The organism is Gemmatimonadaceae bacterium (assembly GCA_020846935.1).
Classification (GTDB): Bacteria; Gemmatimonadota; Gemmatimonadetes; order Gemmatimonadales; family Gemmatimonadaceae; genus RBC101.
Genome location: JADLCY010000010.1, coordinates 147,745 through 168,756, shown reverse-complemented (window position 1 = coordinate 168,756; position 21,012 = coordinate 147,745). Strand labels below are relative to the sequence as shown.

Sequence of the window (21,012 nt, the reverse complement as noted above, 5' to 3'; positions counted from 1 at the left end):
GTCGCGCTGCCGCATCCGTCGTGACCATCCGGTCCAACCCGCCGCTCCACGTCATCGGGTTCATCGCCACGCGCCGCGGTGACGAAGACCGCGGCCCACAGGCGCGCATGTCCAGCGAAGAAGCCCGGGCCCGCCTGCTGAGCGATCGCGAACTCGCGTGGATCCAGGGCCCGCGACGCAGCGAGCTCGCCACGATCGTGCTCGACGACAGCATTCCCCGCGGAGGTGTTGTGCTCCGCGACATCGCCGGCGTTGGCGTCTCCGAGGTGATCCGGGTGCAGAAGCCCGACTACGACTCCGTCGACGACCGACGCCAGGTGTAGCGACCACCGGCGTCGCGTCCTTGCGGTGTGCGGGGGCGGGATTCCGGCATGCTCGCGGCGGAGGTTGGTGTAACGGTCGCCGGCATCGCGTCCTTGCGGTGTGCCGGGAACGGCCCGCAGATATGGAGGCCCGCCTTCTCGCCGATGCCGACGCCTCCCTCGCCCCTGCAGCTCCCGACGGTCGCCGTTCGTGGCCCGGGCGGTCCCACACACCCCGGCGCCCCCGTCGTCTTCCCGCTGGTGCAGTCCGTCAACTATCTGCAGCAAGTGGGTACCGAGGCCGGCCTGCTCTACCCGCGCTACGGTAACGCCCCAAATGCCGAACGCGTGCAGGCCACCATCGCCGCGCTCGAAGGCACCGAAGCGGCGCTGCTCCTCGCCTCCGGCCAGGGCGCGACCGCGTGCGCGCTGCTCGCCCTGCTCCGGCCCGGCGACCACCTGCTGGCCTCCGACTGGATCTACGGGGGCACGCGCGCCCTGTTCCTCGAACAGTTCCCGACGATGGGCATCGAGGTCACGCTCGTCGACCCCACCGCATCGCGCGGGTGGCGACAGCAGGTGCGCAAGGAGACGCGCGCCATCTTCGTCGAATCGCCCGTGAATCCGACGACACGTGTTCTCGACGTGCGCCAGCTGCACCGCCTGGCCGCAGAGAGCGGGCTCGCCCTCGTCGTGGACTCCACGTTCGCGAGCCCCGTGAACTTCCGCCCGGTCGCGCACGGCGCCGACGTCGTGATCCACTCCGCGACCAAGTACCTCAATGGGCACCACGACGTGCTTGCAGGCGTCGTCGCGGGCAGCACGCCCTACATCGAGGAAGTCAGAGGACGAATGATCCTCTGGGGGCAGGCACCTGACCCGTTCGCGGCCTGGCTGCTCGAACGCGGTCTCAAGACGCTCGACGTCCGCGTGAAGCGCCACAACGAGAATGCCATGCGCCTCGCACAATGGTGCGCCGCGCATCCGTCCGTGGCGTCGGTCCTCTACCCCGGACTCGGCTCGCACCCGGATCACGACGTCGCGCGCGCCACGCTCGCCGGGTACGGCGGCATGATGGCGCTGGTGCTGAAGGGCGGCGGGCCGGCCGCCGAACGCTTCGTCTCGCGGCTTTCGGTGATCACGCACGCCCCCTCACTGGGCGGCGTGGACTCACTCGTCAGCGAGCCCCGCTATACGTCCCACGCCAGACTCACTCCCGAAGAGCGCACCGCCGCCGGCATCCCCGATGGGTTCGTGCGCATCAGCGTCGGGATCGAGGACATCGCCGACCTCATCGCGGACGTCCAGCGCGCGCTGGGATAGGGCGAGCAACTCCCGCAACGGCGAGTCATTGGCCTCGTTGCGGACGGCGGCTGCAGCGACCGTCGGGCCGGGCAACGCGCGGTCGAACGCGGCTCGGTAGGACGAACCGCCACGGAGACGAGGCGCGGAATTCGTTACCTTCTGCTCGGTCAAAGTGTCCGAGAGAGAGACGGGGCACGCAACGTCGTCCCGCGCGGTCGCCTCATCCGATCTTCCGTTGATCCGGTTCGCCAACGTTTTCAAGGAGTACCCCCGCACCGGCGTCGCGCTCAACGACGTCAGTTTCTTCGTGGGCAAGGGGGAGTTCGTCTTTCTCACCGGGCCGAGCGGCGCCGGGAAAAGCTCGATCCTCAAGCTGATCTACATGCAGGAGTTGCCGACACGCGGCGACGTGTGGGTCAGCGGGACCAAGGCGCACGGCGTCAAGCGTCGCGAGATCGCGATGCTCCGACGCAAGCTGGGGGTCGTCTTCCAGGACTTTCGCCTGTTGGAGGACCGCACCATCGAGGCCAACATCGCGTTTGCGCTCGATGTGATCGGCACCCCGCCTGACAAGGTGCGCGCCAAGGTCTCGCGTCTCCTGACGCAGGTGGGACTGGCCTCCAAGGCCACGAGCTTCCCGAATGAATTGAGCGGCGGGGAACAGCAGCGCGTCGCCATCGCGCGCGCGCTGGCCAACGATCCCTTTGTGCTCGTGGCCGACGAGCCGACCGGCAACCTCGACGAGCGTGCGACGCGCGGTGTCTTTCAGCTCCTGCGGGAGATCAACGCGGCGGGGACCGCCGTGATCATGGCCACCCACAACCTCGAGCTGGTCAAGCGTTCCGAGTTTCGCGTGCTCGAGATCAACCGTGGGCAGGTCGTGTTTGACTCGGCGGACGAGAAGAAGCGCCGGGCCGAGGTGACGCCATGAAGCTCGTCATTCGCGAAGCCCTCATCGGGTTCCGGCGCGCGCCGATGCTCAGCGCGCTATCCGTGACGACGATTGCGTTTTCGCTCTTCGCGTTTGGTCTGTTCTCCCTGGTCGCCCTGAACTTGCGCGCGGCCCTGGCGCAGGTGGAATCACGCGTGGAGATCCGTGCGTTCCTCAGGGAAGATGCGACCGTGGAGTCGATCTCCGAGGCCATGAAGGCGATCGGTGCGTATCCCGAAGTGTCCCGCGTCGAATACATCTCACCCGAACAGGCGCTGGAGCGCGCCCGCAACGAGCTGCAGGAGTTTCGCGACGTCTTCGAGGCCGGCTTCCTGCCGGCATCGATCGACGTGCGGCTCGCCGACGGACACCGCGCCCCGCAGACCGTCGCCGACGTCGCGGCCCGCATCGGGGCCAGCGAGATCGTGGATGATGTGCGGTTCGGCGAAGAATGGGTGCAGAAGCTCTACACCATCCGGAACATCGCCACGGCCGCCGGTGTGATCCTCGGCCTCGCGTTCGCCGCCGTCGCCGTGATCATCATTGGCGCGACCATCCGCATGGCCGTGATGGCGCGCGCGAGGGAGATCTCCATCATGCGGCTTGTGGGCGCCACCGACGGCTTCATTCGTCGCCCGTTCCTGGTCGAGGGCTTCGTGAAGGGAGTCCTTGGTGGCCTCATGGCGCTCCTGCTCACGTGGGTCGCCTCGATCGTCATCAGTCGGTACTTCATCCGCACCGAGTTCTTTGGCGCTCAGCTCTCGCTGCTGGGCATCCTCGGCGGCGCCGTCATGGGCGTCTTTGGCAGCGCCGTGTCGGTGGGCCGGCAGATCCGCAAGGTGACGTGAGGCGCGCCGTGCGCATCGCGGCGCTGGTGGTCGTCGTCGCGCTTCCTGGCGTGCTGGCGGCGCAATCGACCGAACAGCGGCTGCGCCAACAGCAGAACGAACTGGACGCCATCAGGAAGGAACGCACCGACCTGCAGCGTCGCCTCCAGGAGTTGCAGGGCCGCGCACACGACCTGAGTGAAGAGGCCACCAACCTGCGGCGGCAGGCCGACGCGACCGCGCGACTCGTGCGCCAGCTCGACGTGCAGCTGGTGGAGATCCACCGCGACGTGGAAACCGCCGAGGATGCGGTGCAGAAGGCGCAGCAGGAGGTCGTGCGCAAGCGTTCATCGCTGCAGCACCGGCTCGTGGACATCTACAAGCGCGGCCCGATGTACACCACCGAAGCGCTGCTCTCGGCGCGGACCTTTGCCGAACTCGTGGGCCGCTACAAGTACCTGCACGAACTGGCGCTGCATGATCGCGCCGTGGTCAAGCAGGTCACGGGCCTGTACGACAAGATCGACGAGCAGCGCACGCTGCTCGTGCGGCTCCAGACCGAGATCGAGCGGAATCGGCTCGAGAAGGCGCAGGAGGAATCCCGGCTGCGTTCGATGCAGGGCCAGCGGCAGCGATCGCTGGCCGATGTGCGCCAGTCCCAGGAGCAGGTCCAGGACCGCCTGGCGCGTATCCAGCGCGACGAGGCGCGCCTGGCGCAGCTGCTGGCCTCGATGGAGGAAGCACGGCGTCGCAGCGAGGCAGCGCGTCCCAATGCCGGCGCCGCGTCGGGCAGCACACTCAAGACCACGGATTTTGGTCGACTCGACTGGCCGGTCGACGGCGAGATCCTCTACAGCTTTGGGCGCGTGATCAACCCGAACAACACCGCGATCCGATGGAACGGCATGGGCATCGCGGCGCCGTCGGGCACGAACGTGACCAGCGTTGCGCAGGGCGAGGTGACGTATGTGGCGCCCATCGGCACCTACGGCCTGACCATCATCGTGCAACACGGCGGTGGCGACTACTCCGTCTACGGTTCGCTGAGCCGAGCCGACGTGCGCGTGGGGCAACAGGTGACGAAGGGGCAGGTCATCGGAGCCGTGGGCCGCGCCGACCCGGAGATGGCGCCGCACCTGCATTTCGAGATCCGGCCCAAGGGCCGCGCGACGGATCCGCTGGGCTGGCTCCGCCGACAATAGAGCCGATCGCTTCAGGCATTCGCGACGTCCGCCGTTGGACCCGCAGGGCACGCCTCTCGGGGCGAAACCGGATGCATCGGCACTTTGCGTTACCGCGTTCGCGCACCATGCGTGCTTTGGCGCCCACTCGCACGGAGCGAATCCAGGCGAACGGGCTCCAGGACCAGGACCGCGGCGGCGGCGGACCATCGTATCGCGACGGGTACCGCGCGCGGGCGTGGGCGACGCCTTGGCAACAGCCGAACGAGGATCCGCGGCTGCGATGCCCCTACCCGAGGCTCAGAACTTGCTTCATGATCTTGCGATAAATATGAACCGGGCATAACGCTCCGGTTCAAAATGACTCAACCGCCTCGGCCATGCGGCTCGAGATCCAGAGCGATCAAACGGTGCTCCGCACCCTGTTTACGATCACCGGCGTGCTGGCGGCGGGAGACATCGTCCTTTCGCTGCTGCACAGCCTGGCCGGGCTGACGATACCGCGCCCGGTGTTCATGCTGCTTGATCTCGGGGTCGAAGGTGGCGTGCCCACGTTGTACTCCTCGGCGCAACTCGCGCTGGCGGCCGCACTCCTGGGCGTGGTCGCGGCACGCAAGCCGGAGCAGCGCTGGGGATGGATCCTGCTCGCCATCGGATTCGCGTTCCTGTCGCTCGACGAACTCGCCGCGATCCATGAGGAGTGGGGAGCGGTCGCGCGCGGGTCGGTGGAGAAGAAGGGGTTCTTCTACTTTCGCTGGATCGCGGTGGCGCTCGTGCTGCTGCCCGCCGTGCTGCTGCTCTTCCTCCCCCTGCTCCGCAGCCTGGAGGCCGGGGTGCGTCGGGATTTCATCATCGCGGGCACGATCTTCGTCGGGAGCGCGGTGGGCCTTGAAGGTGTGGGAGGCATGGTGGCCTCCGCCGGGATGTCCGACTCGCTCGGCTACAATCTGCTGAACGTGCTGGAGAACGGCGGTGAACTGATCGGCATCGCCCTGTTTGTCGGGGCGCTCCTCCGATTGCTTGCCGTCACACCGGCACCGAGCGCACGAGCGCAAGCTCCCCGAGAGATGGCGGGCGCATGATCACGCTGCACCTCGACGCACGGCGCGTCTTCCGCTGGAGCGCCTTGACCGGGGTCGTGCTCATCGGCCTGCACGTGGTGGTCACGGGCCTTCGGTTCACCGGAAGGCTGGACGCAACCTCACGATGGCCCGGCCTGACCTCGCTCACGGGTGAACTCAACCTTCCGGCCTGGTTCAGTTCCATGCAGCTGCTGCTGGCCGCGGGGCTCGCCGCGATCATCGCGCGGCGCGACCCGGCCCCTGCGACATCGCGCGGATCGGGCTGGAACACGCTGGCCATGATCCTGGTGCTGCACGCCATCGACGAAGCATCGGGAATGCACGAGCGCGGCGCCACGTACCTGCCGCAGGTCTTCGGCGGCGCGAGCTTCGCACAACATTGGCTGCTGGTCGGTGGCGCCATCGCCCTCGCGCTCCTCGCGTGGTTTGCGCCCCTGCTTCGACGCCAGGTGCCGGAGGCGCGCCGCGCGCTGCTGCGCGCGGGCGCGGTGTACTACGGTGGCGCCGTGGTCCTGCACGCCCTGGCGGTCTTCGTCGAATCTGGAGGGCACAGCACCCGTTTCCTCGCCGTCTCCACGCTCGAAGAGACTGCCGAGCTCCTCGGCGTCTCCCTGTTGCTCTACGCGTTGATCCGCCAGCAGGAGCTCGCGGCCGGCGCGGCGGAGCACGCGGCACGGGTCTCGCGCGCAGCCTAGCCGGCACGGGAGCCGCCCCGGTCGATGGCCAGAACTCCGTCGATCTCGGTGCGGTACGCGGTGTCGGCAGCCCGCAGTCGCTGTTGCGCTGGTGGTGCTCACCGTTGTTCGCATCGCGAGCGGACACTCCGCTCCTCCTCAGCGGAGTGTTGGGGTACGATCACCGTGGAGCATGCGCGCCACTTGCTGGTGATGGCGTAGGCCTGCATCGAGGGAGGAGGGCGCTCGACGCCGCGACGTTCGAGGTGCACTGGGCCGCCGGCAAAGCGCCGGCGTTCCCTGCCACAGCGACGCCCTTTCTCGCCCTCGCGAGTTTCGCCGTAGATTCCGCCGCCATGTCAGCCCGTCGCCGACCTGCAATCACGGAGCACGCCGTGCGGCGTGCGGCCGCGCGTGGCGAACGCGTCCTGGACACGACCGGAGCGACCGTCACACCCAGTGCGCGGGACGCCGCCAGGGTGCTGGGCATCGACCTCCGCGCTGCCGCCACGGCACCATCGCCAACCGCCGAGCCCTCGGCCGCCCACGGGGCACCTGGCGCGGCGACGACCGCGCCTGCGCGCGTGGCGATCGGGGCCGACCATGGCGGCGTGGCGATGAAAGACGCCGTGCTCGCGTGGCTGCGCGGAGCGGGCCACGCCGTCGACGATGTTGGCACGTTCAGCACGGACGCGGTGGACTATCCCGACTATGCCATCGCCGTGGCGCGGGCCGTGACCGAGGGCCGGGCCGATGTGGGCATCATGATCGACGGGGCCGGCATCGGCAGCTGCATGGCGGCCAACAAGGTCGCCGGCGTGCGCGCCGCGATGTGCCACGACGTCACGACGGCCTCCAACGCGCGCGAACACAACAACGCCAACGTGCTGACACTCGGCGGCACGCTCCTCGGAAACCGACTGGCGCTCGAGGTGGTCCGTACCTTCCTTGCCGCGATCTACGCCGGTGGTCGGCATGACGCGCGCGTGGCCAAGATCGACGCCCTCGACACCAACCGCCGTTAGGCTCCCCTTGCCCGCACGCCGGGCCCACCCCCAGTGCCATGCTCCGCGTCCTCGTCCCCTCCGCGATTGCCCTGCTGTTGCTCCCCGCGCTCGCCCCGGCGCAGGAAACGCCCACGCAGCGGGCCGCGGCCGGCAGCGTCCTCACCAGGATGGCGGCTCTCCATGCCAGCATCGACGCCAGAGGTCTTGCGCGACGCCTGACGAGTGCGGCCAGTCCCGCGCGGGACGCGGTGGTGGCGCGGGCGCGCGAACTCTGGGAGTCCGAACTGCAGGGCATGAGCGACGACATCACGCGCCACCCGGAGATCGGGTTCAAGGAGACGCGCTCGGTCAAGCTGCTGACCGATTGGCTGTCGGCGCACGACTTCGAGGTGACGCACGGCGTGGCCGGACTGCCCACGGCGTTCGTGGCGCGCTACCGCAAGGGGACGCCGGGCCCCAACCTGGGCGTGGTGCTCGAATACGACGCGCTGCGCGGCACCGTGCGTGACTACCATGGTGACCAGCACAGCGCGCAGGGCCCGGTGGGCATGGCGGCGGCGGTCGCCGTCGCGGAGTTCCTCACGCGCACACGCACGCCCGGCACCGTGACCGTGATCGGCACGCCCGCCGAGGAAATGATGCCCCCGCCATCCAAGGCGGTGATGCACGAGCAGAAGGTGTTTGCCGGCGTCGACGTGGTCGTGCGCTCGCATTCGTCGGTGAACACGCAGCGCCCCGCGCCGGGCTTCGGAACGTGCTGCCTCAACATCGACGGCGTGAAGTACGTCTTCAGCGGCGCCCCGGCGCACCAGATGACGCCCTGGGAGGGCCGCGATGCGCTCAGCGCGGTGGTGCGGTTCTTCGTCGACGTGGACGGACTGCGCAAGAGCCTCCGGCCCGAGGCCCGGGTGCAGGGCATCATCACCGAGGGCGGCAAGGCGCCCAACGTGGTTCCGGACCGGGCGGTCGCCGATTTCTACATCAGGTACCCGGACGAAGTCTACCTCGCACAGGTGCGCGAGCTCGTCGACAACGCCGCGCGCGGCGCCGCGCTCGCCACGGGCACAAAGGTCTCGATCGAACCGTATGGCAGCATGCGCGACGGCATCTCCACGGGCGCGCTCAACGAGGTCGCGTTTGGCTACCTGCAGAAGTACGGCGCCGCGCGCGTGCTGGCCGAGCCCCAGAAACCGCAGGGCTGGGAGGAGACAGGCAGCGTCTCACGCGACATCCCCGGCGTGGGCTTCAGCGCGTTCACGTCGCGCGGAGGCTTCCACACGTACGAGATGGAGGCGGACGCGCTGACCGAAGTCGGTCACACGGGGTTTCGCATCGACGCCATGGCGATGGCCGCGCTCCTGCACGATTTTGCGACCGACGCGGCCTTTCGAGACAAGGTGCGGCAGGAGTTTGCGGCAACCCGGTCGCTGTTCGGCGAATACGTACAGGCCCTGAAGGGGGCCTACCCCGTGCCGGTGGTGAAGTAGGGCATCGTTCGACGGGCACGCCGGCCGGAACGCGAGTGCGGTAGGGGGGGGTAGGGGGATCCCCGTTCCGGCGGGAGACGCGCCACAGGCGCCCGCTGTGGCGTGCCTGAGGCGCGCCGGACGGAGATCCGGGTGCCGCGGCGGTCAATGCCGGTCACCGCGGGCGCGGCACCACGCAGCGTCAGCCGGCACCGTGCCCATGTGGCCGCACCGCCGGTCGGGACCGGGCGATGCCCCCCGCTTAGATTGCGCTGATGAACCGAAAGGATGCGCTCGACTACCACGAACTGCCTCGACCGGGGAAGATCGCGGTCGTCCCGACCAAGCCACTGACCAACCAGCGGGATCTCGCCCTCGCCTATTCGCCCGGGGTCGCCGAGCCCTGCCTGGAGATTCAGAAGCACCCTGACGCGGCGTATCGGTTCACCGCGCGCGGCAACCTGGTCGCCGTGGTGACCAACGGCACCGCCGTCCTCGGTCTGGGAAACATCGGTGCACTTGCCGGCAAGCCGGTCATGGAAGGCAAGGGGAACCTGTTCAAGCAGTTCGCCGACCTGGACGTCTTTGACCTGGAGGTCGGCTCCGAGGATCCGGACGACATGATCCGGTTCTGCCAGCTCCTCGAGCCCACGGTGGGCGGCATCAACCTCGAGGATGTGAAGGCCCCGGACTGTTTCCACATCGAGGAGACGCTGCGGGCGACGATGAAGATCCCGGTCTTTCATGACGACCAGCACGGGACGGCGATCATCACGGGGGCGGCCCTGCTCAACGCGCTGGAGCTCGTCGGAAAAGACATCGGCGAAGTGCGGGTGGTGTTCAGCGGGGCGGGCGCGGCGGCATTGGCCTCGGCGATGCACTACGAGCGGCTCGGGGTCAAACGCGAGCACATCCTCATGTGCGACCTGACCGGGGTGATCTACGCCGGGCGCCTGGAGGACATGGATCCATACAAGGCCCGATACGCCGCCGAGACCTCGAAGCGCACCATCACCGAGGCCCTCGACGGCGCAGATGTTTTTGTCGGGTTGTCCGCCGCGGGCGCGGTGACGGGCGCCATGATCAAGGGCATGGCGCGCGACCCGATCATCTTTGCGCTCGCGAACCCGGTCCCGGAAATCATGCCGAACGAGGTGAAGGCCGTGCGTGCCGACGCCATCGTGGCCACCGGGCGCAGTGACTACCCGAACCAGATCAACAACGTCCTCTGCTTTCCGTTCATCTTCCGCGGCGCGATCGACGCGCGCGCGACGATGGTCAACGAGGAGATGAAGATGGCCGCGACGCGCGCGCTGGCCGCGCTCGCCCGCGAAGACGTCCCCGAGAGCGTCGCGGCCCTCTACGGGCTCCGGCGCGTCACGTTCGGACGGGAGTACCTCATCCCCTTCCCCTTCGACCCGCGGGTGTTGCTCTGGGTGGCCCCGGCCGTGGCGTGGGCGGCGGTCGCCAGTGGCGTGGCCGATGACTTCATCGACCTCGAGGAGTATCGCCAGTCGCTCGAGGCGAGGCTGGGACGAGCGCGCGGGATCATGCGCGGCATCATCAATCGCGCGTTGAGCGATCCCAAGCGCCTGGTGCTTCCCGAGGGCGAAGCGCGCAAGATGATCCGGGCGGCGCGCATTCTCGTCGACGAGGGCATCGCGCATCCGATCCTGCTCGGCGACGAGGCGACGATCCGGCGGCGTGCGGCGGCCGACGGAGTCTCGCTCGAGGACGTGGCGATCGAAGATCCGGCGGCGTCACCGCGTCGCGAGGCCTACGCGTCGCAGCTGTGGGAGAAGCGGCAGCGCAAGGGGCTGTCGCTTGCGCAGGCGCAGCGACTGATGTTCGACGGCAACTACTTCGGTTGCATGATGGTCACACGCGGCGACGCCGATGCGATCCTGACCGGCATGACGACGAGTTATCCCGAAGCGTTGCGCCCGGCCCTGCAGGTGATCGGCGCCAACCCGCGGTCCGGGCTCGTGGCGGGCATGTACATGCTCGTGTTCGATCGTCACGTGGTCTTCTGCGGCGACACCACGGTGAACATCGAACCCACGGCAGCGCAACTCGCCGAGATCGCGCTCGCCGCGGGCCGGATCGTACGGACCTTTGGTGAGGCGCCGCGGGTGGCGATGCTCTCCTTCTCGAACTTCGGGTCGGTGGACCACCCCGAGGCCCGGAAGGTGGCCGAAGCCGTCGCGCTGGTGCGACAGCGCGAGCCGACGCTGATTGTGGACGGAGAGATGCAGGCGGACACCGCGGTAGACGGCGTCACGCTGCAGGAGACCTTTCCGTTCGCAACGCTCAAGCAACCGGCCAACGTGTTGATCTTCCCGAACTTGAGTGCCGGAAACATCGCCTACAAGTTGTTGCACCGATTGGGCGGGGCCACCGCAATCGGCCCGATCCTGGTGGGCATGGCCCAGCCGGTCCACATCCTCGAGATGGGGGCCGACGTGCAGGACATAGTGAACATGGCCGCTGTCGCGGTCATGGATGCCCAGGAGCGCACCCGTCCCTCGGAGCGCAAGGAACCCGGCGCACCAACCCGGGCGCGCGCCTTCTCGTTTCTGTAAGTCGACCTTTCCTCGATCCGACCACCCATATGGCTTCGACATCGACCCCGACCACCACCGGCCTCGAAGGACAGGGCCTCTCCCCCAAGGGCCAGGTCCACTGGAATCTCATCACGCCAGCGCTCGTGCAGGCCGCGTGCGAGCGACGCGAAGGGACCCTGGCCGACATGGGGCCCTTCGTCGCCATTACCGCACCACACACCGGGCGCTCACCTAACGACAAGTTCGTGGTCCGGGAGCCGAGCACCGAGGCCGACGTGGACTGGGGCAAGGTGAACCAGCCCTTCCCCAACGCCATGTTCGACGTCCTGCTGAAGGACGTGCAGAGCTACCTGAGCAAACTCTCCGACCTGTTCGTACAGGATCTCTATTGCGGCGCGGATCCCAAGCACCGCCTCAAGGTCCGCTACGTGACACCGAACGCGTGGCACGCGAACTTCGTGCGGAACATGTTCATCCGGCCTGAGCTGGCGGAGCTCGCGTCGTTTGCGCCGAACTTCACGGTGCTGCACGCGCCGGAGTTCCGGGCCGACCCCAGGGAGCACGGGACGCGCAGCAGCACGTTCATCGTGCTGCACCTCGCGCGCCGCATGATCCTCATCGGCGGAACGCGCTACGCCGGCGAGCTCAAGAAGGCGATGTTCACCGTCATGAACTACCTGATGCCGAAGGCAGGCGTCCTGTCCATGCACTGCTCGGCGAACGTCGGCGCCAGCGGCGACGTGGCGCTGTTCTTCGGGCTCTCCGGCACGGGCAAGACCACGCTCTCCGCCGATCCCGAGCGCGGCCTCATCGGCGACGACGAACATGGTTGGTCCGATGAGGGCGTGTTCAACTACGAGGGCGGCTGCTACGCCAAGGTCATCAACCTGTCGAAGGACGCCGAGCCCGACATCTATGCCACGACGCAGATGTTCGGGACGATCCTGGAGAATGTCTCGCTCGACACCGATACGCGGCGCGTGATGTTCGAGGACCAGTCGGTTACCGAGAACACCCGCGCTTCGTATCCGCTGCACTACATCCGCAATCACGTCCCGAGCGGACGGGCCGGGCACCCGAAGAACATCGTCTTCCTCACCGCCGACGCCTTTGGCGTGCTTCCACCGATCGCGAAGCTCACGCGCGACCAGGCGATGTACTACTTCATGTCCGGCTACACGGCGAAAGTCGCCGGCACCGAGCGCGGCGTGACGGAACCTCAGGCGACGTTCTCCTCGTGCTTCGGCGCGGTGTTCCTCGTGTGGCACCCCACCAAGTACGCGCAGATGCTGGGCGAGCTGATCGATCGGCATGGCTCGAACGTGTGGCTCGTGAACACGGGCTGGAGCGGTGGCCCGTACGGTGTCGGCGCCCGCATGAAGATCGGGTACACACGCGCGATGGTGCGCGCGCTGCTGTCGGGCTCCCTCGATCAGGCCGCAACGACCGCGGACCCGGTGTTCGGCCTGCAGATTCCGAACGAGGTACGCGACGTGCCCACCTTTCTCCTCAACCCGCGGAACACGTGGCGCGAGGAAGCAGAATACGACCGGCAGGCCAAGCGGCTTGCCGAGATGTTCCGCAAGAACTTCGAGAAGTTCGGCGCCGTCGACCCGAAGATCGCTGCCGCCGGCCCCCAGGGCTGAGTCGGCCCACATGCACGCCTCGGCCACCCGCGTCACGCCGTCGTGACGTCGGGTGGCCGCTCCGCATTCTTCATGGATATCATCCGCGACCCGCTCTGGAACAACATCCGCGTCGACGCACGCGCCCTGCGGCTGGTGGATACGCCAGCGTTCCAGCGCCTCCGCTACGTACGCCAGCTGGGGTGGGCATGGCTCGTGTACCCCGGGGCGACGCACGCCCGGTTCGAACACGCGCTCGGCGCGTATCACCTCGCCGGCGTCGCGATCCAGCGCCTCGACGAGGAGGGCGCACTCACGGCGATCCCACCGTTGGAGCGCACCATCGTGCGGCTCGCCGCACTCCTGCACGACCTCGGGCATTACCCCTTTTCCCACGCCCTCGAGGAGATCGGCGCTCCGCATCACGAAGATGTGGCGCGCCCGTTGCTCACCGGTGGGCCGGTCGGTGCAATCCTTGGCGAGCTCGCTCCCGACGCAGCCGAGCGCGTCTTTGCACTCATCCGCGGTGAGTCAACATCGCCGTTGCAGGGACTGATCTCCGGATCGCTGGACCTCGACAAGATCGAGTACCTCAAGCGCGATGCGCTCATGTGCGGCGTTCCCTACGGGGAGATCGACGTCGACCGGCTGATCAACGCGATGACGCTGGCCACCGATCCAACGACCGGGCGGGCGTCGATCGCCGTCCGCGAAAAGGGACTGTCGGCCCTCGAGTCGCTGCTGTTCGCAAAGTACCAGATGTATCGCAACGTGTACTGGCACCACGCCGTGCGCAGCGCCACCGCCATGTACAAGCGACTGGTGGAAGAGGCGATTGCGGCCGGTGCGCTGGCGGTGTCGGAGCTGGCCGGCTTCACCGACGAAGCCCTGCTCCACACGCTGGAGGTGCGCGCGCCGTCTCCGTTGCTCACCGCACTCAGGCACCGCCGACTCTACAAGCGCGCGTTCGAGGCGCCGGCGGCGGAACTGCCTGACGAGTTCGCGGAGTGGGTGGCCAGCGATCGCCATCGAGTGGTGGCGGCCGAGCGTGCCCTGGCTGAGCACCTCGGGCTCGCCCACGGCGAACTCCTGCTCGATTTCCCCGAGAAGACCCAGATGCTCGGCCTCGACATGCCGGTGGTGCGACGCGACGGCTCGGTCGAGCGCCTCACCACGAGCGGCATTGCCGGAGTCATCAACCTCCCCGTGCTGGCCGATCAGCTCTACCGCTCGGCGCGCTGGCTCCGCGTCTTTGTCGCGCGCCCCGTCAGGGTCGAGCGAGCGTGGCTGCTGCGAGCTTTGGAGGCAGGTTAAGGCGCGACGGCGCGCCTGCGCGGCTACGGTCCGTCCGTCTTTTCCCGGCCACGCGCCTCGGCCAGCTTGCGGGCTATCCCGCGGTAAAAGGCTCCATGGTCGGCCTTGCCCTCGTCGTCGAACGCGCGGGCTGCGGCCTCCAGCGCATACAGGATGTTGCCGAGGTATAGCGCAGCGAGAGCCCCGACGCTCTCGGCCGGAGGATCATCCGGAGACAACGTCGCCATGTTTTGGCGTGGGCCGCTCACCCGTGTCCACGGGAGCGGAGCCGGTGATCTGGACCACGATGGCGGTGATGTTGTCGAGCCCACCGCGGTAGTTGGCCTCGGCAATCAGCGCATCCACCACGCGTCCCGCACTGGCGCGCGAGAGCAGCAGTTGCTGGAGGCGGCGGTCGTCGACCATGCCCGTGAGCCCGTCACTCGCCACGAGAAAGACGTCGCCTTTTCGGATCTCGCCGGAGTACGTGTCGGGCTCCACGTTGTCGCTCGCCCCTACGCAGCGGGTGATCACGTTGCTGTAGGGGTGGTAGCGCGCCTGTTCCGGAGTCAGCAGACCGGCGTCCACCTGCTCCTGCACATACGAGTGGTCCTTGGTGAGCTGCCGGAGCGCGCCGTCACGCAGCAGGTACACGCGCGAATCGCCGACCTGGCCGATGAGGAACCGGTCTTCGGACACGACCAGCACCGAGGCAGTGGTGCCCATGCCCTGCTTGTCGGATTCCTGGATCGTGCGTTCGTAGACCGCTCGATTGGCCTGCAGGATGGCGTCCACGACCAGGTCGGCTGCGCCGTCGCCAAGCGCGGGCAGCTCTTGCAGCTCCCGGGAGATGATCTGGACCGTCATCTCGCTTGCCACCTCGCCCGCCGCATGCCCACCCATGCCATCGGCGACGATGAAGACACCGCGTTCCCGCGTGGCGTGGGCGAAGAACGAATCCTCGTTCCCCGAGCGAATCATCCCCACATCGGTTCGGGCGGCGACGGTAAGATCCACCTACCGTCCCCCGCCTCGAACAGCTGCGTACAGCGCGAGTATGACGAGCACAGTGACCGTGAGCCAGAGGAGCGGGGAGATCCTGCCCCCACCCACCGCGTCATGGGCGTCGGACTGATCCGTCGTCTCTCCGTGACGCGGTTCAGCCCGTTTGGGGTCGGGAGCCTTGACCCCAACTATAACCCGCGTCTCCCCGGAAGGGCGAGCCACCGGCCCGGCCCCACGGAAGGTCATCTTCACCCCCCCGAACCGGACGTCGCTTCCGGACCCCACCCTGGCCTCCTCGGCCACCCGCTTCCCATCGACATAGGAACCGTTGGTCGAGTCGAGGTCGATCAGGTACCAACCGTCCTCGCGTCGCTGCAGCTTCGCGTGGTACTCGGACACGCTTTCGTCGTTGATCGACACGTCGTTATGTGGCCCGCGACCGATGGTGATGCGCGGTGAATCCAGTTCGTACCGCGTCCCTTTCGACGGCCCCTCGTTGATGACCTCCAGCGAGCCGAACATCGGCCGTTCCCGCTCCGGTACCGGTGTCGCGCCGGCCGCACCGGCCGCCGGGGCGGTGGGTCGCGCAGCGGCCGCGAACGCACCGGTGTGCTGCAACCCCGGATGCGCCGCGGGGTCGACCTGGGTCGCTTCTTCGTCGGCGTGGAAACGATATTCCTCGGGGCCGACGCGCAGCGTGTCCCCTCGACCGATCGGCAGTTCCCCGTGCACGCGGCCCTCGTTGACGAACACGCCGTTGGCGGAAGTGTCGAGCAACAGGTATCCGAGGTCGCCGGCGCGTATCGTTGCGTGCCGACGGGACACACTCTGCGCCGGGATCACGATGTCGCAGGATGGATCACGGCCGATCGTGAGCCCAGCGTCAGGCACCGGGTACTCCCGCCCATCCATCAGCGAGAGCAGGCGGCCTCCCACGCGTGAGGTGCGCGCCGCCGGACTCGGCACAGCCAGACTGTCGTCATGATGTCCTTCGATCTCGATCGTGTCGCCGAGTTGGGCCTCGTCGCCGTAGCTGAGCGAGAACTCACCGATGACGAGGCGGTCTCCATGCAGAACCGGGGAAGGCCCCTGCACCGCCACGCCGTTCAGGACCACGACCACCGAGCCCGGGCCCAGATCGACGCTCGCCGAGCCTTCGCTGGCGACGGTGACAACGGCGGCGACCGGCGTGCCTCCGAACGGTGAATCCGGGAGGCGAACCTCCGCTTCGGGTCCCCATCCCACCCGGTTGACGCCCGCGCGCAGCGGATATCGGGAGTCCCGGAGCTGGAGGAAGGGCATTCGGGGGTGCGGGGGACCGCGGATCTGCAGGGCAAACCGCCACGAGCGACGGCACGGGAGGACCGCCGACGCTCCCGAGAAGTGCGTGAAGCTATTGAAGCCCCGCGCAGCGCCGCAAGCCGTGATACCAGCGAGATATGCGTGGTGTGCGCCCCCTCATTATTCGTGGCCGGGAGCCGCGGCAGGGCGCGCCGAGCGAGACGCCAGAGGATCCTCCCCGGACCAGCTGCGTTGCCCCGGTGGTAGCACCGTGGATACCTCAACCGAGGCGTTCTAAAGGGGTCTCACGAGCGGGCATCGACAAGACCCAGCTCGCCGTTGCGGGTGGACACAACGGACGCCTCGACCCCAAGGACCAACCCGGCGAGACTCGCTCGGCGCGAGGCCAAGCGCGCCGCACGATTAGTTTCCCGCCCGTGAAGGACGCGATCATCGTTCGCGGCGCGCGACAGCACAATCTCAGAAATCTCGACGTCCGCATTCCCCGACGCGCGATCACGGTCATCACCGGGCCGTCGGGATCCGGCAAGTCGTCGCTCGCGTTCGACACCGTGTACGCCGAGGGCCAGCGGCGCTATGTCGAGTCGCTTTCTTCGTACGCGCGGCAGTTCCTCGAGCGCATGGAGAAGCCCGACGTCGACGCGGTGGAGGGCATCTCGCCGGCCGTCGCCATCGAGCAGCGAAATCCCACGAAGTCCTCGCGCTCCACGGTGGGTACGGCCACCGAGATCTACGATTATCTGCGGCTCCTGTGGGCGCGCATCGGCCGGACGTCGTGCCCGCTCTGTGGCAGGGAACTCGTTCCGGATACGGCGGAGTCGGTGGCCGCACGCGTCTTTGATGAGGCACCGGGTACGCGGTTCGTGGTCGCCTTTCCCTTGCGGCCTTCTGCGCGCGTGCGTGGGGCGGTCATCGAGGAGAACCTGCGGACGCAGGGATTCCTGCGTGTGGTGGTCGACGGCGCCGTGGTGCACCTCGACGACCTCGCGGCGCAGCGCATCGATCTCGCGACCATCGCGGAACTGCTCGTGGTCGTGGATCGACTCGCGGTGGATCCTGGCCAGCGAGGACGCCTGGTCGAGTCGATGGGTACCGCGTTCCGCGAGGGTGACGGCGACGCAGTGATCGTGCTGATGGCGACTGACGGCGGCGCGCCGCGCCTGCTGCGCTTCACCGAGCGCTTCGAGTGCCCCAATGACGGATACCGCGCACCACCACCGACGCCGCAGCTCTTCTCCTTCAACAATCCGCGCGGGGCGTGCGAGACCTGCAACGGGTTCGGCGCCGAGCTCACCTACGACGTCACGCTCATCGTCCCGGATCCCGAGCGGTCGTTGCGGGACGGCGCCATCGACCCGTGGACCAAGCCGCGCTACGATGGGCGGCGGCGCACGCTCGCCGACTTTGCGCGCCGCGAGGGGATTCCGTTCGACGAGCCATGGCGCTCGCTGAGCACCGCCCAGCGCGACGCGCTGCTGCACCGCACCTCGCGCGGTTACAAGGGCATCATCCCTTTTCTCACCGCGCTCGAGGAGAAGCGCTACAAGCAGTACATCCGCGTGTTCCTCCGGCAGTACCAGTCAGCGATGGAGTGCAGCGGGTGCCGCGGCGCGCGGCTCCGGCCCGAGTCGCTGAACGTTCGGGTGGCGGGATCGACGATCGCCGAAGTGAGCGACCGCACCATCGACCAGCTGCTTGCGTGGATGGACGGCCTCGAACTGACCCCGTTCGAGTCGGAGGTTGCTGCGCATATCCTGCGCGAGGCGCGGGCGCGCACCTCGTTCCTGCGAGACGTGGGACTCACCTACCTCACGCTGCAGCGCGCGACGCGCACGCTTTCTGGCGGAGAAGCCCAGCGGATCACCCTCGCCAACTCGCTCGGCGCCTCGCTCGTCGATACCCTGTACGTGCTCGACGAGCCTTCGATCGGCCTGCACGCGCGCGACCTCTCGCGGCTGCTGTCGCTCCTCGGGCGGTTGCGGGACACCGGCAACACCGTGCTCATGGTCGAGCACGACCTCGACGCGATCCGCGCGGCCGATCACATGATCGAGCTGGGGCCGGGGTCCGGGGAGGGTGGCGGCGCCATCGTGTTCGAGGGCGCGGTGCGCGACGCAGCGGCCAGCCCGCTCACCGGCCAGTACCTCACCGGCGCCATGGCGCTGGCCGTGCCCGCGAAGCGGCGACCGGTGAACCGGCAGCGACTCACGCTCACCGGCGCCCGTGAGCACAACCTGCAGGACGTGGACATCACGATCCCGTTAGGCGCACTCACGATCGTGACCGGTGTGTCGGGGTCGGGCAAGAGCACGCTGGTGCACGACGTGCTGCATCGTGCGCTGGAGTCCGCGCTCCACGGAGAGCATACGGCCCGGCGTCACCTGGGCGAACGCGTGGGGAGCTTTCGCGAGATGCGCGGGCACGAGGCGCTCGACGCGGTGGTCCTGGTCGACCAGGCGCCCATCGGCCGTACGCCGCGCTCCAACCCGGTGACCTACCTCAAGGCCTACGACGAGATCCGCCGGATCTTTGCCGGGCTGCCGGCGTCGCGGAGCAAGCGGCTTTCGCCATACCACTTCTCCTTCAACGTGAAGGGCGGGCGCTGCGAGCGCTGCGAAGGTGCCGGGTACCTGGAGGTCGAGATGGTGTTCATGGCCGACGTGTTCGTGCCATGCGACGAGTGCGCCGGGAAGCGCTTCAAGCCGGAAATCCTCGAGGTCACCCTCAACGGGCGCAACATCCACGACGTGCTCCAGCTGACCGTGGACCAGGCGATCCGGTTCTTCCCGTACGAGGAGAAGCTCGGACAGTCGCTCTGGCACCTGCAGCAGGTCGGGCTCGGCTACCTGCGACTGGGGCAGAGCGCCACGACGCTCTCGGGCGGCGAAGCCCAGCGCGTGAAGATCGCGCGCGAACTCGCGTTTTCGGCGCGCAGCAGCGGTCGCAAGCTCTACCTGCTCGACGAACCCACCACCGGGCTCCATCTCGATGACGTGCGCAAGCTGACGACCGTGCTCGACCGCCTCGTCGACGCCGGCCACACCGTGGTGCTGATCGAGCACAATCTCGATGTCATCAAGCTCGCCGACTGGATCATCGACATGGGCCCGGAGGGCGGGAGCGGCGGCGGGCGCGTGGTGGCGATGGGTCGGCCCGAAGACATCGTGAAGGAGCCGTCGTCGCACACGGGGCGGTTCCTGGCGCCGATGCTGCGCGGGTAGCACGCGGATCCTCGCGTGCGTCACCCCGACGGCCACAAGGGACCCACGCGTCGACGACGTGCGCGTGTTGTGCTGCGGGGCGCAGGGCGGTGGATGGTGATCCCCCCGACTCGGTGCACCTTGGTGGCGAACGCTACTCATAGGCTGGGCATTCGTCTTCGGGGATCCGTTGATGGTCATGCCATGATTCGTCTGGCACCCTCAACAACACGGATTGGGCGCGCTGGTTGCTCCCGATCGAGGATGATGCGACCCGCGCGCGCGTCGACCTAACCCTGCCCTGCCTCGAGGCGCCTCATCTGGATCCTCCGGACCAGTTCCGCGCTGACCGTGCGCGGGAGATAGCGTCCGATCCACGCGGCGACCCGGTTGCGGAAGCCGGTGAGAATCACGGGACGGCCGGCCATCGTGCCGCGAAAGGCGAGATCGGCGACCACCCGGGAGTCCATGGCGGGCGCCCCTCCCGGTTTCGCGCGGGGTGAGATCCCGGCGACCCGCGCGAAGCCCGTGCGCGTGGGTCCCGGGCACACCGCGCTGACCGTGACCCCCGTCCCGCGGCACTCGTTATGCAGCGCCTCTGAGAGCGACAGGACGTACGCCTTGGACGCGTAATACGTCGCCATGAGCGGCCCGGGCTGAAAGGACGCCACCGAGGCCACGTTCATCACGTGTCCCGCGCCATTGGCGCGCAGCCAGGGCAGCACGCCCCGCGTCAGGTGCGTGAGTGCGCTCACGTTCACGTCGATGAGCGTCCGTTGACGATCGATCGGCAGCTCGTGGAACCACCCGTGCGTGCCGAGCCCGGCGTTGTTCACCAGGGCGTAGAGTCGGTGGCGCTCGGGCGCGATGGCCTGGATGACCTGTTCGCAGCCGTCGCTGGTCGAGAGGTCCGCGACCACTACGCGGCACCGGACGCCACGGGTGGCCGCGAGGTCAGTGGCGACGTCCCGCAGCAGCGTCTCACGCCGCGCGACCAACACGAGGTCGAAGCCTGCCGTGGCGTAACACGCGGCCAGGTCGCGCCCGATCCCCTCGGACGCCCCGGTGATCACGGCCAGGCGGCGCTCCTTATCCTGAACATTCGGCACCCGGGGAGATTATCGCCTCGCTGGGGCACGGACCATCCGGAGGAGCTCGCAGGTCGCGGGTCAGTTCAACGGTCCCACCAGCGACCTCGCATGTGAGCATCCTGGCCCTTGCACACCGGAACGACCGGACCGGTGACGT

Annotated in this window: 17 protein-coding genes; 13 read left to right on the top strand and 4 right to left on the bottom strand. The window is 68.2% G+C overall.

Annotation, left to right across the window (positions count from 1 at the left end):
* Window positions 1–20 precede the first annotated feature (20 nt).
* The 12 genes from IT361_12020 (at window position 21) to IT361_11965 (ending at window position 14,278) form a co-directional block, all read left to right on the top strand.
* Complete coding sequence (locus IT361_12020; protein MCC6318405.1) at window positions 21–323, top strand: hypothetical protein; 303 nt, start codon at window positions 21–23, stop codon at window positions 321–323.
* A 144-nt stretch (window positions 324–467) separates the two neighbouring features.
* On the top strand, window positions 468–1,625 hold the full coding sequence (locus tag IT361_12015) for an aminotransferase class I/II-fold pyridoxal phosphate-dependent enzyme (protein ID MCC6318404.1): 1,158 nt from the start codon (window positions 468–470) through the stop codon (window positions 1,623–1,625).
* Window positions 1,626–1,842: 217 nt separating this feature from the next.
* The gene (ftsE, locus tag IT361_12010) at window positions 1,843–2,538 is read left to right on the top strand and encodes a cell division ATP-binding protein FtsE (GenBank protein ID MCC6318403.1); all 696 of its coding nucleotides are present in this window, start codon (window positions 1,843–1,845) and stop codon (window positions 2,536–2,538) included.
* Complete coding sequence (locus IT361_12005) at window positions 2,535–3,386, top strand: ABC transporter permease (GenBank protein ID MCC6318402.1); 852 nt, start codon at window positions 2,535–2,537, stop codon at window positions 3,384–3,386. The genes ftsE and IT361_12005 overlap by 4 nt, the downstream gene beginning before the upstream one ends.
* Window positions 3,383–4,567, top strand: coding sequence for a peptidoglycan DD-metalloendopeptidase family protein (locus tag IT361_12000; protein MCC6318401.1), 1,185 nt, complete (start codon window positions 3,383–3,385; stop codon window positions 4,565–4,567). Before IT361_12005 ends, IT361_12000 begins: the two co-directional genes overlap by 4 nt.
* Before the next feature lie 359 nt (window positions 4,568–4,926).
* Window positions 4,927–5,628, top strand: a complete 702-nt coding sequence (locus IT361_11995) for a hypothetical protein (protein ID MCC6318400.1) — start codon at window positions 4,927–4,929, stop codon at window positions 5,626–5,628.
* Window positions 5,625–6,323 (top strand): hypothetical protein, encoded by a 699-nt coding sequence (locus tag IT361_11990; GenBank protein ID MCC6318399.1) that lies wholly within the window; start codon window positions 5,625–5,627, stop codon window positions 6,321–6,323. The genes IT361_11995 and IT361_11990 overlap by 4 nt, the downstream gene beginning before the upstream one ends.
* Window positions 6,324–6,658: 335 nt before the next feature.
* The gene (gene rpiB, locus IT361_11985) at window positions 6,659–7,327 is read left to right on the top strand and encodes a ribose 5-phosphate isomerase B (GenBank protein MCC6318398.1); all 669 of its coding nucleotides are present in this window, start codon (window positions 6,659–6,661) and stop codon (window positions 7,325–7,327) included.
* 38 nt (window positions 7,328–7,365) lie between these two features.
* Window positions 7,366–8,796 carry a peptidase dimerization domain-containing protein gene (locus tag IT361_11980; protein ID MCC6318397.1) on the top strand — a complete coding sequence of 477 codons (1,431 nt, stop codon included), beginning with the start codon at window positions 7,366–7,368 and terminating at the stop codon, window positions 8,794–8,796.
* Window positions 8,797–9,047: 251 nt separating this feature from the next.
* Window positions 9,048–11,357, top strand: coding sequence for an NADP-dependent malic enzyme (locus tag IT361_11975; protein ID MCC6318396.1), 2,310 nt, complete (start codon window positions 9,048–9,050; stop codon window positions 11,355–11,357).
* Window positions 11,358–11,386: 29 nt separating this feature from the next.
* Entirely contained in the window at window positions 11,387–12,985 is a 1,599-nt protein-coding gene (gene pckA / locus IT361_11970) for a phosphoenolpyruvate carboxykinase (ATP) (protein MCC6318395.1), read from the top strand.
* 72 nt (window positions 12,986–13,057) lie between these two features.
* On the top strand, window positions 13,058–14,278 hold the full coding sequence (locus IT361_11965) for an HD domain-containing protein (protein MCC6318394.1): 1,221 nt from the start codon (window positions 13,058–13,060) through the stop codon (window positions 14,276–14,278).
* 23 nt (window positions 14,279–14,301) lie between these two features.
* Here IT361_11965 and IT361_11960 read toward each other — a convergent pair whose 3' ends face one another.
* The 3 genes from IT361_11960 to IT361_11950 are packed head-to-tail and all read right to left on the bottom strand — an operon-like array spanning window position 14,302 to window position 16,564.
* Window positions 14,302–14,505: a hypothetical protein gene (locus tag IT361_11960; protein MCC6318393.1), complete on the bottom strand. Its 204-nt coding sequence runs from the start codon at window positions 14,503–14,505 to the stop codon at window positions 14,302–14,304.
* Window positions 14,483–15,274, bottom strand: coding sequence for a Stp1/IreP family PP2C-type Ser/Thr phosphatase (locus tag IT361_11955; protein MCC6318392.1), 792 nt, complete (start codon window positions 15,272–15,274; stop codon window positions 14,483–14,485). The genes IT361_11960 and IT361_11955 overlap by 23 nt, the downstream gene beginning before the upstream one ends.
* Window positions 15,275–16,564 carry an FHA domain-containing protein gene (locus IT361_11950; protein MCC6318391.1) on the bottom strand — a complete coding sequence of 430 codons (1,290 nt, stop codon included), beginning with the start codon at window positions 16,562–16,564 and terminating at the stop codon, window positions 15,275–15,277.
* 416 nt (window positions 16,565–16,980) lie between these two features.
* Between IT361_11950 and uvrA the strand changes: the two genes are divergently transcribed.
* Window positions 16,981–19,785, top strand: coding sequence for an excinuclease ABC subunit UvrA (gene uvrA, locus IT361_11945; protein ID MCC6318390.1), 2,805 nt, complete (start codon window positions 16,981–16,983; stop codon window positions 19,783–19,785).
* Between the two features lie 269 nt (window positions 19,786–20,054).
* Here uvrA and IT361_11940 read toward each other — a convergent pair whose 3' ends face one another.
* The gene (locus IT361_11940; protein MCC6318389.1) at window positions 20,055–20,873 is read right to left on the bottom strand and encodes an SDR family oxidoreductase; all 819 of its coding nucleotides are present in this window, start codon (window positions 20,871–20,873) and stop codon (window positions 20,055–20,057) included.
* Window positions 20,874–21,012 lie beyond the last annotated feature (139 nt).

Excerpts from the sequence above, each read along its gene's own strand:
- IT361_12015 (MCC6318404.1), top strand. The coding sequence starts at position 468 with ATGCCGACGCCTCCCTCGCCCCTGCAGCTCCCGACGGTCGCCGTTCGT.
- IT361_12005 (MCC6318402.1), top strand. The coding sequence starts at position 2,535 with ATGAAGCTCGTCATTCGCGAAGCCCTCATCGGGTTCCGGCGCGCGCCG.
- IT361_11995 (MCC6318400.1), top strand. The coding sequence starts at position 4,927 with ATGCGGCTCGAGATCCAGAGCGATCAAACGGTGCTCCGCACCCTGTTT.
- IT361_11990 (MCC6318399.1), top strand. The coding sequence starts at position 5,625 with ATGATCACGCTGCACCTCGACGCACGGCGCGTCTTCCGCTGGAGCGCC.
- rpiB (MCC6318398.1), top strand. The coding sequence starts at position 6,659 with ATGTCAGCCCGTCGCCGACCTGCAATCACGGAGCACGCCGTGCGGCGT.
- IT361_11980 (MCC6318397.1), top strand. The coding sequence starts at position 7,366 with ATGCTCCGCGTCCTCGTCCCCTCCGCGATTGCCCTGCTGTTGCTCCCC.
- pckA (MCC6318395.1), top strand. The coding sequence starts at position 11,387 with ATGGCTTCGACATCGACCCCGACCACCACCGGCCTCGAAGGACAGGGC.
- IT361_11965 (MCC6318394.1), top strand. The coding sequence starts at position 13,058 with ATGGATATCATCCGCGACCCGCTCTGGAACAACATCCGCGTCGACGCA.
- IT361_11960 (MCC6318393.1), bottom strand. The coding sequence starts at position 14,505 with ATGGCGACGTTGTCTCCGGATGATCCTCCGGCCGAGAGCGTCGGGGCT.
- IT361_11950 (MCC6318391.1), bottom strand. The coding sequence starts at position 16,564 with ATGCCCTTCCTCCAGCTCCGGGACTCCCGATATCCGCTGCGCGCGGGC.